At 33.5% G+C, this 15646-nt stretch carries 13 protein-coding genes and 1 pseudogene; 2 read left to right on the forward strand and 12 right to left on the reverse strand.

Annotated elements, in window-relative coordinates:
• Positions 1-9 precede the first annotated feature (9 nt).
• Both OCV73_RS01505 and OCV73_RS01510 read left to right on the forward strand, forming a co-directional pair.
• Positions 10-777, forward strand: a complete 768-nt coding sequence (locus OCV73_RS01505) for a DUF5045 domain-containing protein (RefSeq protein ID WP_004301342.1) — start codon at positions 10-12, stop codon at positions 775-777.
• Between the two features lie 12 nt (positions 778-789).
• Positions 790-1473: pseudogene (locus tag OCV73_RS01510) on the forward strand (hypothetical protein); the annotation flags it as partial.
• Positions 1474-2037: 564 nt separating this feature from the next.
• Here the strand turns inward: OCV73_RS01510 and OCV73_RS01515 are convergent.
• From OCV73_RS01515 to OCV73_RS01565, 12 genes are read right to left on the reverse strand one after another with little or no spacing between them, the layout of a single operon-like run.
• Positions 2038-3780 carry an ABC transporter ATP-binding protein gene (locus OCV73_RS01515; RefSeq protein WP_004312237.1) on the reverse strand — a complete coding sequence of 581 codons (1743 nt, stop codon included), beginning with the start codon at positions 3778-3780 and terminating at the stop codon, positions 2038-2040.
• A 6-nt stretch (positions 3781-3786) separates the two neighbouring features.
• A complete protein-coding gene (locus OCV73_RS01520) occupies positions 3787-5583 on the reverse strand; it encodes an ABC transporter ATP-binding protein (protein WP_004292668.1) in 1797 nt (598 codons plus the stop codon).
• A 7-nt stretch (positions 5584-5590) separates the two neighbouring features.
• Entirely contained in the window at positions 5591-6286 is a 696-nt protein-coding gene (locus OCV73_RS01525) for a methyltransferase family protein (protein ID WP_004292666.1), read from the reverse strand.
• Positions 6283-6960: a methyltransferase gene (locus tag OCV73_RS01530; protein ID WP_004292663.1), complete on the reverse strand. Its 678-nt coding sequence runs from the start codon at positions 6958-6960 to the stop codon at positions 6283-6285. The genes OCV73_RS01525 and OCV73_RS01530 overlap by 4 nt, the downstream gene beginning before the upstream one ends.
• Positions 6957-7751 carry a methyltransferase domain-containing protein gene (locus tag OCV73_RS01535; protein WP_005942640.1) on the reverse strand — a complete coding sequence of 265 codons (795 nt, stop codon included), beginning with the start codon at positions 7749-7751 and terminating at the stop codon, positions 6957-6959. Before OCV73_RS01535 ends, OCV73_RS01530 begins: the two co-directional genes overlap by 4 nt.
• Positions 7741-8547, reverse strand: a complete 807-nt coding sequence (locus OCV73_RS01540) for a hypothetical protein (RefSeq protein ID WP_008775151.1) — start codon at positions 8545-8547, stop codon at positions 7741-7743. Before OCV73_RS01540 ends, OCV73_RS01535 begins: the two co-directional genes overlap by 11 nt.
• Positions 8531-9640 carry a saccharopine dehydrogenase NADP-binding domain-containing protein gene (locus tag OCV73_RS01545; protein WP_004292658.1) on the reverse strand — a complete coding sequence of 370 codons (1110 nt, stop codon included), beginning with the start codon at positions 9638-9640 and terminating at the stop codon, positions 8531-8533. Before OCV73_RS01545 ends, OCV73_RS01540 begins: the two co-directional genes overlap by 17 nt.
• A gap of 4 nt (positions 9641-9644) precedes the next feature.
• Positions 9645-10727: a saccharopine dehydrogenase NADP-binding domain-containing protein gene (locus tag OCV73_RS01550; RefSeq protein WP_004292655.1), complete on the reverse strand. Its 1083-nt coding sequence runs from the start codon at positions 10725-10727 to the stop codon at positions 9645-9647.
• Positions 10706-11365, reverse strand: a complete 660-nt coding sequence (locus OCV73_RS14495) for a DUF6796 family protein (protein WP_008778686.1) — start codon at positions 11363-11365, stop codon at positions 10706-10708. The genes OCV73_RS01550 and OCV73_RS14495 overlap by 22 nt, the downstream gene beginning before the upstream one ends.
• Before the next feature lie 52 nt (positions 11366-11417).
• Positions 11418-12605, reverse strand: coding sequence for a YncE family protein (locus tag OCV73_RS01555; protein ID WP_004292650.1), 1188 nt, complete (start codon positions 12603-12605; stop codon positions 11418-11420).
• Between the two features lie 38 nt (positions 12606-12643).
• Positions 12644-15037, reverse strand: a complete 2394-nt coding sequence (locus OCV73_RS01560; RefSeq protein WP_004312213.1) for a TonB-dependent receptor — start codon at positions 15035-15037, stop codon at positions 12644-12646.
• Between the two features lie 17 nt (positions 15038-15054).
• A complete protein-coding gene (locus OCV73_RS01565; protein WP_004292648.1) occupies positions 15055-15645 on the reverse strand; it encodes a 4'-phosphopantetheinyl transferase family protein in 591 nt (196 codons plus the stop codon).
• Position 15646: the final 1 nt, after the last annotated feature.

The following is a 15646-nucleotide window of genomic DNA, read 5'->3' on the forward strand; positions in this document are numbered from 1 at the left end:
GAGAAGAATATGAACAGAAAACTATTACTCATGGCGGTGGCGGTCACCGTAACGACAGCCGTACACGCACAGTATGTAACGTACAACCATGATTCGCCGAAGCAGAATCAGGTAACGGTCATGGAGACCGGTACGGGCGCACTCTCGCCCGACCTCTATTATTCCGTGCTGCACAACAAATACAAGAAGTCGGCAGCGGCCAAAAACAAGCTCTCGTTCCGCACGCTTGCCGGTATCAATCTCTACAACCAGGTGGACGAAGCGGAAGCCATTGATTCGGCCTTGGTCAAGCGGGCGAAGGTCGAGGCGTTGAACGTTGCCGACCGGCAGGTGGACATCGCATGGCTTGCCGAGGGCGATAAGGTCAGCGGACAGATGGAGCGGTTCCGGCGCAACATCGACCGTATTCTCCTGTCCGGTGGCACTCCGGCCGACAAGGAACGGTGGACGGAATACTACCACGTCTATCAGTGTGCCATCAAAGCCACGAAAGACGCCTATATGCCCAATGCCCAGCGAAAGAAGGAGTATCTGCGCATTTACGAGGATGTGGCACGGCAGAACGAGATTTTAGTGGGCTACCTTGCCAAGCGTCAGAACGCAACGGTGACGAATGCACTGCTGAACGCAACGGACAACCGTACCCTGCATAAAGGCGGTATTGTCCGCAATGCCATGAGCCGGTGGCAGGAATCACGCCTTGCGGTGCGTGGTTCGCAATCGGGCAGCAACGGAAACGGCGAAGATGACAACGAGAGTGTAAACAGAGGGAAATAAAAAGACAGGGCTATGGCAAACGGAGATATACTTTCGGATTTCGGCATCAACCTGTTGGAGGAGGAAATAGATGATGTCATCTTTCAGACCAACGAGTTTCTGACTGACGCGACTTTTACCGGTGCGCAGGGACCTTTTTGGTGGATATTGCAGATGTGCATGGCACTCGCGGCACTGTTCTCCATCGTCATGGCGGCAGGTATCGCCTACAAGATGATGGTAAAGCACGAGCCGTTGGACGTGATGAAGCTGTTTAGGCCGCTTGCCGTGTCGATTATCATCTGCTGGTGGTATCCGCCTGCGGACACGGGTATGGCGGGGAGCCGGAACAACTGGTGTTTTCTCGATTTCCTGTCCTACATCCCTAACTGCATAGGTTCGTACACCCATGACCTGTATGAAGCCGAAGCTTCACAGATATCGGACAGGTTCGAGGAAGTTCAGCAGCTCATCCATGTGCGTGACACGATGTACACGAACCTGCAGGCACAGGCGGATGTCGCCCACACAGGCACATCCGATCCCAATCTGATAGAGGCGACAATGGAGCAGACCGGTGTGGACGAAGTGACGAACATGGAAAAGGATGCGGCGAAGTTGTGGTTCACGTCTTTGACGGCAGGTGTCATCGTGGGGATAGACAAAATTATCATGCTGATTGCCCTCGTGGTGTTCCGAATCGGTTGGTGGGCTACTAACCTACTAAACACATTATCACATTATAAATAAGCGAATTAATTCTTACTTTATTAGAATGGATAACAAAAAAGCAACAATGATATAATTTATTTGTACGTTGTAGCAAATGCTCTCATTTGAATATAAACAAATGTACGCATTAATGGAGATAATGCAGAAAAACCATGAAGCATATACGACTCACTGCCACTCTCCATTTGTAGATGTGTGAAAGTAACAATCCATTAATGGACAATAGGGTATATAAAGGACAGATTTCCCGTATATTCGTCTCCTTATTCCTGAATTATGAGCGTAAGTCACATAATTATGGAGAGATATCCACCCTTTAATGGGGAGAGCTGTCGGCAAATATTTGATGGAAATGCCCCGAAAATCACAGGAGAATAGCCATACAATGGGCTGATACACAATAATTATTGGATAAACGTGGTCTGCTCCTGCAAACAGCAAGTTGTCTTTTCGTTAAACGAAAACAGGACGGTTTAACGGCGGAAACGCCGCCAAACCGCCTCCCCCCAAAAAGCTCCGGAGTCGGCTTTGATTTTCCTTATGCCATCTCTATACATTTACTTTCCAATTACAGGATTTTTCTTGAATATCCCATAAATGAGCATATAATCCCTCATCTTTTAATAATTGTTCATGTGTCCCTTGTTCTATAATATTTCCACCATCTAAAACAATAATTTTATCAGCATCACTTATTGTTTTTAGTTTATGCGCTATAACTATAACAGTTCTACCTTGTATTAAAGAATTGATTGCATACTGTATTTCCACTTCATTTTCTGGATCTAAAGAAGCTGTTGCTTCATCTAATAAAATTACAGGAGCATCTTTTAATATAGCACGTGCAATTGAGATTCTCTGTTTTTCTCCTCCAGATAAGGTACATCCACCTTCACCTATCATTGTATCATATCCTTGAGGTAAATGTATTATAAAATCATGACATTGAGCTTTTTTAGCCGCCTCTATTATCTCATTATCTGTAGCATTCTCTTTACCAAATCGAATATTATTCTTTATGGTATCCTGAAATAAATATACGTCCTGAAATACCATTGAAATGCGTTGCATAAGTTTCTCAGGATCAATCTCTCGTATATTTTTGTTACCTAATAATATTACACCTTTATCAGGATCATAAAACCGAGCGCAAAGTTTCATCAATGTACTTTTTCCACTTCCAGAAGGCCCAACTATAGCAGTTAAAGAACCTTGTTTCATTGTAACACTTATATCATGTAGGATATATTTATCATTATACCCAAAAGATACATTTCTAAATATAATATCTCCTTGTTCCGGAGCATCTTGTGTTCCTGACATTTCTGGTTCATTTAGTAAATTCAAAATACGTTCACCTGCAATAGAATAATAACGGAATTCTGCAAGATTGATTAGTGCTAATGTTAGTGGGTCAAAAACTCTGGAGCCAACGATAAGGAACATCACAAAAATAGCAACAGAAAGTTTTCCTCCAATTAAAAGGTATGTACCACATAATATCATCAAAGTAAGTCCCATACGAAGAAGGGTTACAGACAACATGACAATAGGTCCAATCAGAGCTTCTGTTTTGATATTCGCACGTTTGAGATCATTAAATGCTTCCTGTAAACGGATGAACTTTATTCCAGTCATATTATATGCTTTGATAACACGTATACCTTGTAAATATTCTTCCATTCTGCTACTGGCACGTATTTTAGCCAGAATTTGAGTTTGCCCTAGTTTCTTTTGAATACTAGAAGTGAAAATAAGTATTAAAAAAGAAATAGGAAGGGATAAAAACATAGCAATAGACATCTGCCAATCTACGAACAATAAACCTAAAAAAGCAAAAATAGGCATGACCAGTGCACCAAGCAATTGAGGAAGATGGTGCGACATCCCTTGTTCTGTCATAGCAAAATCAGTTATTAACATGGAAGATAATTCTCCAGAATCTTTTTTATAAAGAAAACCTAATGACAACTTGCGTAAATGTTCGGCTAAAGCAATACGACCTTCTGCACTAATATTGTATGCTTCCCGGAAATTTGCATTATAGGATTTCTTTTCTCCAAAAATCATAAAAATTATGTATACAAACATTATCACAATCAGCCCCCATAATTTAGATATGTTTAGAGGAGTTCCAGTTCCATCAAAAGCTTTAAAAAGGGTATTTATAACTTCTATTGAAAGACAAAAGGGAACTATATTTATAAAGTTTGCAAGCATTGTATACCCCACAGGCTTGTATAAACGTTTGGTTTGTCCTATAGTAATATGTTTTATAGCCTTTGTAATCATATTATTTCATTTTTTTAGATTTAACTTCCAGTTATGTGCATTTATATAAGCATTCCACATATTTTTATATATGCCTGTAGTAACATGAAGTTCGTCATGTCTTCCTTTTTGAACTAAACATCCTTCCTTAAAAACAAGAATTTGATGAGCAGAGGTGATAGAAGACAATCTATGAGCTATGATAATAACAGTTTTACCTTTTATTAACTTTTGTAAGGCCTGTTGTATTTTATATTCATTTTCTGGGTCAGCAAAAGCTGTTGCTTCATCTAATACTAAAATAGGAGAATTTCGTAAAATAGCCCTAGCTATACAAATTCGTTGTGCCTCTCCTCCAGAAAGAAAAACGCCTCTCTCTCCGACAATCGTATCATATCCTTTAGGAAGACTTCGAATAAAATCATCACATTGGGCAGCTTGAGCAGCTTGTATAACATCCGATAAACTAGCTTGAGTATTTCCTGCTGTAATATTGGCATATATGGTATCATTGAAAAGAAACGTATCTTGGAATACAAAAGACACGATCTCCAATAATTGGGGTGAGGAAATATTTTTTATGTTTATTCCCCCTATTAAAATCTCTCCAGAGGAAACATCCCAAAAGCGAGGAATGAGATTGGCTATTGTTGACTTCCCTGACCCAGAAGGTCCAACCAGAGCTGTTACTTCACCTTGTCGAGCGATAAAAGAGATATCCTTCAGCGCTTCTGTCTTTGTCATATTTTCTCTATCTTCGTAAGCAAAACTTACATTTCTGAATTCAATATCATACGTCTGAGGTATTTGAGGAACAACTGGTTCACATAGTTTTTTTTCCTCAAATATTTTGTCTATACGTTTTACTCCTTCATTAATTTCTACAGTTCCTGAAGCTAAAAATGCGAGTTTATATACAGGGGAAGCTACTCCGGGCCCCATCACGATGAAAAAAAGATAAATTGCAGCTAATGAGATGTTTTTAGGATCAGAGGTCATTATTAATATTCCTACAGGAAGAATAAACGTGACTATTGAATTCAACAGAATAATAAATGCAATTATACCATTTTGATAGTTATTACAGCATTTTAAAGCAAATGTTTTATACGCTTCGATTTCGGCATTGAACTGCCGAAAAGAACGTATACTTTGTCCAAATATCTTTATAATTGGCATACCTCTCACATATTGAACAGCTGAAGCACTCATGCGTTCTTGGACATCAAAATAGATTTTCGTAAGTGCAGTAGCTCTTTTCCCTACAAAATTAGAAAATTGCATTCCTATACTTAAAAGTATGCATAATAGAGCGGTGAATGCCATCCAACCATTTAAAGAAAAAAAGATAATAAACATAAAAGTTATGGTTGCAAACACATTCACCAAATCGGGAATAGTGTGAGCTATAAAATGCTCTATTTTTTCGACATTTTGTTCCATGATTTTCTTTATACAACCGATAGATGTCGAATTTAAATATCCCAAAGACAACTGACCTATATGCTCTGAAAGTTTTATTTTTAACCCATATAAAATACGAAAGGCGGCTATGTGAGATAACATTAATCCCGCATACAAAAATAGTACACCCACAATCAAAGCAATAAAAGCAAGCCACCCCCAACTGATCATTAGCTCAGAATCTATCGTAGATAAATCAGAAGCATGAACAAGCAATTCCTTTAATATTTCATATATAGACCAAAATGGTATAAGTATACATAATGCACTTATAGCGGAAAATAACCCGGAGAAAAGCAATAAACTTTTTTTTTCTCCCGCAATTTCCAGTAACCTAGATAATCCTTCTTTTTTCTTCATTATTTATTTAAATATATATTGTCGTAGTTAGACAAATATTTGTCACAATAATTACCAAGTAAAAAATAGCAAACAGCCATAATTCCTGATTCATATAAGCTGGAGTTTTTTTAGCATATTCTTCATATTCTTTCTTGAAATGTATACATAATGAATATTTATTTTCTATATATACAATTACAAGATTAATACATATATAAATTATATATAAACATAATGTATGTATGGCTCCAAGCAGAAGAATAAAACTTAAATGACAAAATAGATCTCCCATTATCATCGGATTTCTCACTTTTTTATAGGGACCTTCCGTTATTAACTTTGAAGGATGCAAAAACCTATCTTTGGTTGCTTGCAGATTACAATTTACCACTTTAGTACCCCAAACAGACATAAAATATCCAATTAATGCAATAAGGATAATATTGTAAAGAACATTTTCCAACAGTATTACTTTTATGTCAAACAAAGAAAAAATGTTTAGTTTGAAGCGAGGTTGATTTAAGAAGGGCATAATATACCAAAGAATAGATATAAAAAAGCCCGAATAATACATTAATGTATATCTATTATTGCAAGATAAATCTAGTGTTTTAGACATATATTTACGATTCCCAACCTTAAATGCTATATAATAAGGAATCAACCAAAGAAATGAAATTATGGCCAAAATAATTTGGGTGGCCCAGCTAAAATAAATCATATTATTTTTGTATAATTTAAAAAATTACAAATAACCAACAATGCCATAAATAAAACTATAAATAATAGTTTTTGATCAAGGAGAACAGGGGTTTTCTTTCTATAAACTATAAGTTCTGATTTATAATATGGTTCTAAAGAATACTTAACCTGTATTTTTATCATAAAGAGATCTATAAATACATATATAGGGAATAAAATGCAAGTGTAGATTCCACCTGTTAATAACACCAAAGAAAAATGTCCTAATATATCCCCTATGATCATTGGATGTTGAACTCTTGCATATATTCCTTCTGTTAACAATTTACTTGGGGCATAAAATGCACTTTTAGTAGCTTCAATATTTTGAGAAACAGACTTTTTACCCCAAATGCCAAAGAAATATACAAACAACAGAAAAGAAACTGGAATATACAAAACATTAAAAAAAACAAATTCGCCATTTAACCAGTCATATATTCCATGCATCCTTGGTTGCTCTATAAAGGGTAATACATACCATATGAGTGCTGGATAAGTGCTCATAAAATATAACTTTTCCGGAAGCTTTGATTGTTTTTTTAATTGAGAATTATGTTTTTTGTAACCTAGTAGAAATGCGTAATAATAAACAATTAATCCACTTAATGAGATCAAACTAATTACTATGTGAATTATCAACTTTGTATTCATTGCTGTATTTTATTATTTTTATCTGTATTTAAATAAGTATTTTCTTCTATATCATTTTTCGAAGGCATTTTTACAGCTATAATTCCTGCAAAATTGTGCCATTTAATGAAAGTATCCATACATTGAAAACCGACATCAGATAGTAGACTCAAATTCTCTGTAAGACTCAATGGAATCAAAACGCCTCTCAAACTTTGAGCCTTTTTTATAACTTGTTGTTCATTCAAACCATTTTCTTGCTTAAAATCCCAATACAAGTCATTCCATATATCCTCAAACAGTGAATTTTCCGCCCTTATTTTCTCTACAAATATAAAAGCTCCACCTTCTACTAATCCATTATATATCCGTTGTAAGACTTTTTTTCTTTTCCATAAAGGTAAAAACTGTAACGTATACAATGATAAAACTAAATCTATATTAGCAAATTCATTTATTTCCTCTATATGTTGTTGTAGAAATTGAACTAATTCGCTACTACATTTTTTTCTTGCAATCTCTATCATTGGTAAACTTTCTTCGACTCCGATGAATCTCACATTCTTTTTTCTTGAATGCTTTTGTAATAAAAGAGAAATGGTTTCTCCTGTAGAGGAACCTAAATCATATACAACACTATTGTCTCTAATAAACCATTCACTTATTTCGATAACAGCCTTTTGTACTTCCTCGTACAATGGGACACTTTTTCTTACATGAGTGTCGAAATGTTGTGATACTTGTTCATCAAATTTCCATTCTCCTGGAATTGATGTTATCAAATCATCGACTAGCCCTTCTTTATTTCTCATATATCCTCCTTTTAAATATATAATTAATTCCTACAATATTTAAAATCTCAACTAATACTACATATAAAATAAATAGAGGTTTATACAACTCACTAAAGTTTCCCCACACAAAGAAACCTAAGAAATAAAGAAAAGAGAAAATGAGAATCGCTTTAGATAAATTCATAAAAAAAAGAATCCTATTACTGATATAATATATAATAATAGAAGAGAAAGCAGTAAAACCACTTATCATTCCAAATGTATATTTATCATAAGGTGAAACTGTAGAATAAGAAATATTGAACATTATTTTCCAAGTCTGTTCGGGGACTAAAATATTTACAATGTTCAATAGCAATACTCCTGCCTGCACTTGGAATAAACAACTTAAAACGGGAAGTTTTTGTTTCTTTGGTGCTATACCATTAATACTATGATTTAAATAAAATATGAAACTTCCAATTATAAGCCAAATAAAAGGTTCATAATCTGATGATATATGTACAATCCCTGTTTGAAGTTTTAGCAAGTACATAAAACCACCCATAAATGCGACTAAGAAAGAACAGAAGCTAATAAGTCCTTTATATTTTTCGATATTTCTAAGAAAGAGAAAATAAATACAGAAAAAACCGAAGAACAAACATTCTTCTCGAAACAAGACAATTGTCAAGTCTGATGGTATATCATGGATTCCCATGTAAGAGTGAATTACATCCCATGAGAAAAATATCCAGGGAAAACCAGTGAAACATGCTATGGCACATAACCACAACATACACACAAGAATTTTCTTTTTAATTTTTATGTTCATAATATGAATATTTTATTCCGTAAAAGTCTAAATCCGACATAAAAGATTGGCAATTCAAAGAGTCACAAAGACAATTTAATCCTATTTTTGTTTTACCTTCTAAAATGTATTGAGTAGTAATAACAGCAGGTAATGCAGTATATAATAAATTATTTTTTGTATATAAATAGTAAAAGGTATCTATCTTTCTTTCTGGCTCTATTTTAGAAACTTGACAAATTACACTTCCCCACTTATTCTCTTTCTTAACGAGACGTTGATAATCATCTTGCAACATAAGTGTTGCTTTATTTAAATTATGTTTATAAAAGATCTTTATAAACATAAACTTCCCCATTGAGATATAGTCATTTAGCATAATGAATGTTGATATCTTTCTTATTTGTTTTAAAGAAGTAGCCAATTGAGTTAATTGTTCGTCAAATGATGGCATACATATTTTTTTATGTCCAATGAAAGGAAAAAATTTGTGATGTGTATATCGAAAAGGAGACACCTGTATTTCCTTTCCATGAGAATAAACATAGGAACGTGTTTTTCCCATAGATGATGCTGCCAGATCATAAGTTGAACTATATGACCAATTATCAACAGCACCATAATAGATATTAAAATTAGTATTTTCTGGGCTGTTTAAATGAGTCTCTATAATAGTTTTAGAAAATACGCCTGAAATACCAGGCATCCAACCAACACCTATAATAAAGCAAAGTTTCTGAGCTTCAATGCTTTTTTCATATGGTTTTAATAAATCACGCAAAATGCCATATCCTCCTATATCGATGTAGTGGCAATTATTTCTTAATGCATGTAAGGCAATCTTGTCATTTATTTTAAATGAAGGTCCAACAGCATTAATAACCAACAAACATTGAGAACAAAAATTATCCAATTCTACATCATTGTTATAGTTCATTTGGTTATACTTAAGTCGCTCACTATTATAAAATGTAGACATAGATATTTCTTTTATGGATCTCCTACCACCAATTAAAACATGGAAGTGAGTTTGTAGTTGTAATAAATATTTAACTATAATAGAACCAATTGTTCCAGTTCCACCTATTATTCCTATATATTTATTATAAACCATAATACTATTCCTCTATAGATATATTTATGTTGTTGTTTTTTAATATTTCGTTTAACATGTGCAGATTGATATTTATGTCTTCAAAAGTAAAGATGCCAGGCATAATTGGTATACATCCTTTTATTATCGAGAGCACAATTACCGCACAAAATACTCCTGTTAATCTAAATGAGGAATCTGAGTGCAATAAACATTTTACAATAGAATTTTGATTTCTTACATAAGTACATACTATCACAGATTTCTCGTTTTTCTCATTTTTCTCCAATTGCCCCTGTTGTTTATTGACCATTTTACAAATCAATTTTCTAATAAAAGAGCTCTTTCTTAGTAAGGGAACTATGCCCATAGGAAGATTTTGCAGATGAAAAGCACAATCAAAATTTTGTAGTTCTTCAAATCGACTAGCTCGTTGTATAGTCCTTATTTCAGGACTAGAAAAGAATATTAATGGCATATTGGAATGAAAACGATCAAAAGTAAAAGTTCTATCTGAATGATATTTAGTTGGTTTTATTCTTCGGATTTCCCTTTCTGAAAGGAGCATCAGGTCATCTTTAAAACCCTCAAACATATTGATTATTGAAGCTGTTCCAGAAACAACACCTGCTCCAAAATAGATTCTCAATTCGGCTTCTAAAACAGTTTTTTTTAATTGTTCTGCAGCATATTCTAGCATGAAAGTTGTCAACCCTGGACATAATCCCATTCCTGTAAAAATTGTTCCCCGAAAATTTGTTATGTTCTCATTTTTTATTTCTAGTACACGTCCACTATGTCCATAGTCATCATTAATATCAACACATATTACGTGATTTCTTAAACAAATTGTATAAATATCTGTTCCTACACATGAAAAAGGACCAAGTGCCAAAATTATAATATCAAATTGTTTAATAACAGATTCTATATTTTGGGTATCATGTATGTCCATTTTTATGAACTTTACTTTCTTCTCTGATATCTTATGAATACCTCTTGATGCTATAAATAATTCACAAATATCATGATAATGTAGCAAGTAATCTGTAATAAATTGTCCCGCAATCCCTGTGCCACCAATTACTAAAACTTTCTTTTTAGACATAAATTTCTATCTTTTTTTAAGCTTATCCAACAAATTATATAATACAGAGTGATCCCCAAACTAAAAATGCCTGGTAGTAAGCATTCGGTCTTGGGAATTATCCAAGTGACAATAGATAAAATAATTGTTAGTATAACAGGGTTCACAACTATAGACCATCGAGGAACTATAGCTTTGGATGAAAAGTTACTAAATCCAACAATCAGCCAGGTCACTGGAAGTAGAATAAACATAAAGGGGAAAAAAGGTATATTAGATCCTGTTAATAATTGCCAATCTATATTTGTTTGCATTATCATTTTTGATGTACCAATACTATATATTATGGCATAGCTGTAATGATAAAACCCCAACATCAATAAAGAATAAGATATACAGAATGTATTAATAAGCGCAAGCTTTTTATTAACTTTACACATTGTTGTGTATATGAAGTATGTCCCTAATATCCAAAAAGGAAAAGTAAAAATACATCCAAAAGATGATAAATTTAAAATAGTTTCTTCTAAAGAAAGTAGTCTTGAAACAAAATAATCTGTTTCAACAGTTTTCATCTGTACTAGATAGTCGCAGGTTGTGATAAATAAACCTGAGATTACACTTATAATGATTATACAGTCATAATTACGATTGTTCATTCCATAAAAATTAAAAAGCTGCCGGAATCTTTTAGCTTCCGGCAGTCTTTATTTATTTTAAATATTGAATTTTGAAGGGATTACCTTCTGTTTTTATCTTTAAAGGTTCATACTTATCTTCTTTATAGTTGTAAAGATAATAACCTGTTCCTTGAGTAGAAGCCATCCCGAACACCATATAGTCTCCTGCTTTACATTGACTACATGACCAACCCGTAGTTCCGTCAAAGTTCATTTTTTTGACAGTTTTATTATAAACATCTATTTCAAATGTTTGCATTGATTTGTCATTTACATAATCAGGTGGATTACTAACATATCCCGGAACATTGAAATATCCATATAGCTTACCATTTCCTGTATATGTTTTGCTATAAATATAATTTGCTTTATTACCCTTTATGTCCGGTATACTAATTGTTTCTATTGGGAAATAGTATGACTGATCAAAGTCTGTTTCTCCTTTCTTTATACGCAAGAAACCTTCTGTACAGTTTGCAAAATATCCGAAGCCTCCTACACAATAAATATAAAGATCGCCTTTTTCATCAATGAAAGGATCACCTGAATACTCATAAGCGGTTGCCATTGTAGCTCTATTATCAGATATCATTTTAATAGGCTTGTCTGTCTTTGTATCAATCAAAAGTACATAAGCTCCAGTATTAGGGTTAAACTGGGACTTATCTTGAGCTAATCCTACATATAAAATACCATCTCTAATAACCGAAGCACCAGGTTCAGGATTTTTATCACCACTTTCTTTCCCAATTGCATATTCAGATAAATCTATTTCACCTGTTTTTTGCATTGTCGTAGGATTTATTATATACAATTTTCCCAATCCTACGCATGATATATAAGCTTTTTCTTCTGAATCAAATGTAAGGAATGCAGGAAGAGAACCGGAAGGGAGAATCATCGTTTCTTTTTCTTGAATTAGCAAACCATTCTCGACTCTGTACTTATATAAACGGGCATTCATCGATTCTAAGACATAAATGTTACCCCCATAAGTAAAAAGAAAAGATTCTTTTGCAAAGACCAAAGAATTTTGTGTACTTGTCTGTTCTACATTTAAATCTTTAAATAGACTAACATAAGCATTATCACCCACCGTGACACTATGAACAAAACTCATATCGTCTTCTTCATCTGTTGGAAACGGATCATCTTTACTACATGAAATAAAACTTAAAAAGGTCGCTAATAGCGACAATAAAAACCATTGATTTTTCATTTTTTTTATTTTTTTAGTTAAAATAATTATTTATAATATTACAAACTCATCGCTCCCCCTGAAGATTCATCACCAAACCAATTAAATCGTAATTTAATTTTAAAAGTACGACCTTGTAAAGGCTTTTTAAATTCCATATAGCTCTCCTTGTTGAATATATTTTCAACTTCAAACCCTAATGATACTTTATTTTTCCAAATAGATTGCTGGAATCCTGCCGTAAAAAGATGACTACGAGGAATTAACCATTTCTTTCGCTGTTCTGGTAAGTTACTCATTTGCCAACTCCAATCAAAATCATGAACGTAAGATGCGTCTATATAGATTCTAGATATTTCATGTTTCCCAAGTAATCCCTCTGTATGATACTCTAAACCATAGTTAAAATAAAAACGAGGAATATTGGGTACCTGTTTATCATAAGTCGGGTTTTTCACACTTTGGTCATTAGTAGTCCATTTTAGCTTATCCCGAATATCTTGATAGGTTAAGTTAAAATAACTATAAAGCTGTGGAGTCACATCTATTTTTAAATCAAAATCTCCCCCCATGATCTGAGTCTTACCCAAATTCGTATAAATCATTCGTATATCAGCAGGAAATAAACTTATCATATCTGTTATATACATATAATATAAATTTGTCTCTAACTGAAAACGACTTAACCCCATAAAATTACTTTTATCCATGATTAACCCTAAATTTATATTATTACTTATTTCGGGATTTAAATCAACTGAAGGCTTTACTGTCACTCCGTCTCCAAACAATTCTTCCGTATCAGGAAGCCTCACGTTATGTGATAAGGAAAATTTACCTCTCACCCCTTTGAAAAATTCATAACTGATTCCTTCACTTATTCCATAGTAAAAATTGTTTATTTTTGTTTTTTTCGGTTCTTTCTTAACACTTTCAGATTCATCTACAATTTTATCACTTGTTCTATATATTCCAGAATTTAAATAGTATAGACTGAACATTAAAGAGTTTTGAAGTTTGTTATTACGTGAAGAATACTCATGTGCTAACCCCAAAGTATTTCCCTTCATATTACTGGGAAAACCACTAGGGTCAAAACCAACATATTCTGCTGTATAATCATCCTTAGGTCTATACCTTGAATATGTGAATTGATTGTTAAGATTAAAGGTATGTTGCTTTAACTTGTATTTTAAATTCAATTTATGTCTGATTTCAAATTGTTTGTCATCTGAATAGTTTAATAAATTATCATCAGTTTCTCCCATTGTATTTGTTATGGTTCCATCCCATTGCCGTTTTGTTCTAGCGGTATCAACCAAATGCGTATGAATGATTGGAGTTACTAGACCTGACTTGAATTCAAGGTTTTTAAATAAGAAATTCTTCTTCTCTAAAGTTAAAGTAGGCATAATGTTTGTCCCATGTGTATGAGAAAAACGTGAATCAAAATCTAAGGCCTGAATTCCCTTTTTATTGTTATAAAAAGCACATTCTAATTCAATCTTATCAAACCAGAATTTTGTAAATGTTAAACCTACATTATACATTGTGGACCTATAATAATCATTATTTCTTATTACTTCTTGGTAGGCACTTGAAGGTAAATTTGTTTCAAAAACAGGATAAGTCATTTTATAATTATTATCCGATTTATTATGAAAAAAACCTCCTCCAATTTGAATCCCTGGTTTTTCAAACATTTTTTTTACACTGACTAACGTTTTGGAAGTACCAAATGAAGCAAACTCCTGAGTAAAGCCTACCAAGTCACACTCGTCCTCTCTTGTAACAACATTAATCGCTCCTCCCAGACCATCACTGCCATATTCAGCAGGAACTATTCCTTTATATATCTCAATATATTTAATGGCATCAATAGGTATGTCGTTTATATCAAATGAACCATCGGGGCTATTTAAAGGAAAACCATCTATATAAATAGCTACTCTTTTTCCTTCCAGACCATGTATGGACATTTTAGAAGAGCTACCCAAACCTCCGGATTTTCTAACTTTGATTCCAGAAGTACGAGTAAGTACTTCTTCAATTCCAGTTGAACGACCTCTTAATTTTGCTCCATCAACAACCGTTACAGCCATAGGACTTTTACGTATATGATTTATTTCTGCCTGCTGTGAGGATGCTTTTACCACGACCTCATTCAACACTTCTGTACTTTCTTCCAAAAAGAAATTTTTAGTTGTATTTCTATTTACAGTAACAGACTGTTTTATTGTTTTGTATCCGATAAAAGAAACCTCTACAAGATACGTTCCGTTTTGAGGTAATTTTATTCTGTATAACCCATTATCATTTGCATTATCTCCAACCTGATTTTTTCGTATATATACAGAAGCTCCTACAACAGGTTCATTTGTCTTTTTATCTACGATTCGACCAGAAAGAAAAACTTGTGCCCAAGATATCATAGGGAAACAACATATTCCCATAATGACTAAAATTGTTTTTACTTTTCTACACAACATAGGTTTATAATAAAATTTTTTTTTAACATGCATATTATAGTTACATTGGAAGCTTTAGATACATTTATCGTGTCAATATCAATCCAATTGCATAATTTACTATATGCTGTATAATATGCCTTTAGAATAGCTTCTTTACGTGAAAAAATGTCAATAGGAGAAAATTCTTTCTTATCTATACACGCTATCTCTTGGGGTGTACAAAAAAGAGAATATTCCTTTTTTGATAATATCGTCGTTTGATCTTCAATATCTACTCCAATACCCTTATACCTCTTTTTCTTTCCAACAGCAGCAACTGCTATTGCATCTTTATGAGATATAGAACCAACTATGTCAAATGGCCATATTGGTTCACCATCTCTTCCTTTTAAAATGGGAACTATTTCCTTTTGTAAAGTCTGTAAGGCACGATGTGCGGCACAACGTCCCAAAATATAAGTTTTAAGACGTATTTCAGACCATTCTCTTTTAATGAATATTTTTTCCTCATTAAAGAGATTATCTGAAGTAGCAAAAGGACTATCTTCCACAATTTCTACTGCTATATCGGAAAAGGGTAATACAAGCATA

The sequence above is a fragment of the Barnesiella propionica genome, assembly GCF_025567045.1.
Classification (GTDB): Bacteria; Bacteroidota; Bacteroidia; order Bacteroidales; family Barnesiellaceae; genus Barnesiella_B; species Barnesiella_B propionica.

Excerpts from the sequence above, each read along its gene's own strand:
- OCV73_RS01505 (WP_004301342.1), top strand. The coding sequence starts at position 10 with ATGAACAGAAAACTATTACTCATGGCGGTGGCGGTCACCGTAACGACA.
- OCV73_RS01515 (WP_004312237.1), bottom strand. The coding sequence starts at position 3,780 with ATGATTACAAAGGCTATAAAACATATTACTATAGGACAAACCAAACGT.
- OCV73_RS01520 (WP_004292668.1), bottom strand. The coding sequence starts at position 5,583 with ATGAAGAAAAAAGAAGGATTATCTAGGTTACTGGAAATTGCGGGAGAA.
- OCV73_RS01525 (WP_004292666.1), bottom strand. The coding sequence starts at position 6,286 with ATGATTTATTTTAGCTGGGCCACCCAAATTATTTTGGCCATAATTTCA.
- OCV73_RS01530 (WP_004292663.1), bottom strand. The coding sequence starts at position 6,960 with ATGAATACAAAGTTGATAATTCACATAGTAATTAGTTTGATCTCATTA.
- OCV73_RS01535 (WP_005942640.1), bottom strand. The coding sequence starts at position 7,751 with ATGAGAAATAAAGAAGGGCTAGTCGATGATTTGATAACATCAATTCCA.
- OCV73_RS01540 (WP_008775151.1), bottom strand. The coding sequence starts at position 8,547 with ATGAACATAAAAATTAAAAAGAAAATTCTTGTGTGTATGTTGTGGTTA.
- OCV73_RS01545 (WP_004292658.1), bottom strand. The coding sequence starts at position 9,640 with ATGGTTTATAATAAATATATAGGAATAATAGGTGGAACTGGAACAATT.
- OCV73_RS01550 (WP_004292655.1), bottom strand. The coding sequence starts at position 10,727 with ATGTCTAAAAAGAAAGTTTTAGTAATTGGTGGCACAGGGATTGCGGGA.
- OCV73_RS14495 (WP_008778686.1), bottom strand. The coding sequence starts at position 11,365 with ATGAACAATCGTAATTATGACTGTATAATCATTATAAGTGTAATCTCA.
- OCV73_RS01555 (WP_004292650.1), bottom strand. The coding sequence starts at position 12,605 with ATGAAAAATCAATGGTTTTTATTGTCGCTATTAGCGACCTTTTTAAGT.
- OCV73_RS01560 (WP_004312213.1), bottom strand. The coding sequence starts at position 15,037 with ATGGGAATATGTTGTTTCCCTATGATATCTTGGGCACAAGTTTTTCTT.
- OCV73_RS01565 (WP_004292648.1), bottom strand. The coding sequence starts at position 15,645 with ATGCTTGTATTACCCTTTTCCGATATAGCAGTAGAAATTGTGGAAGAT.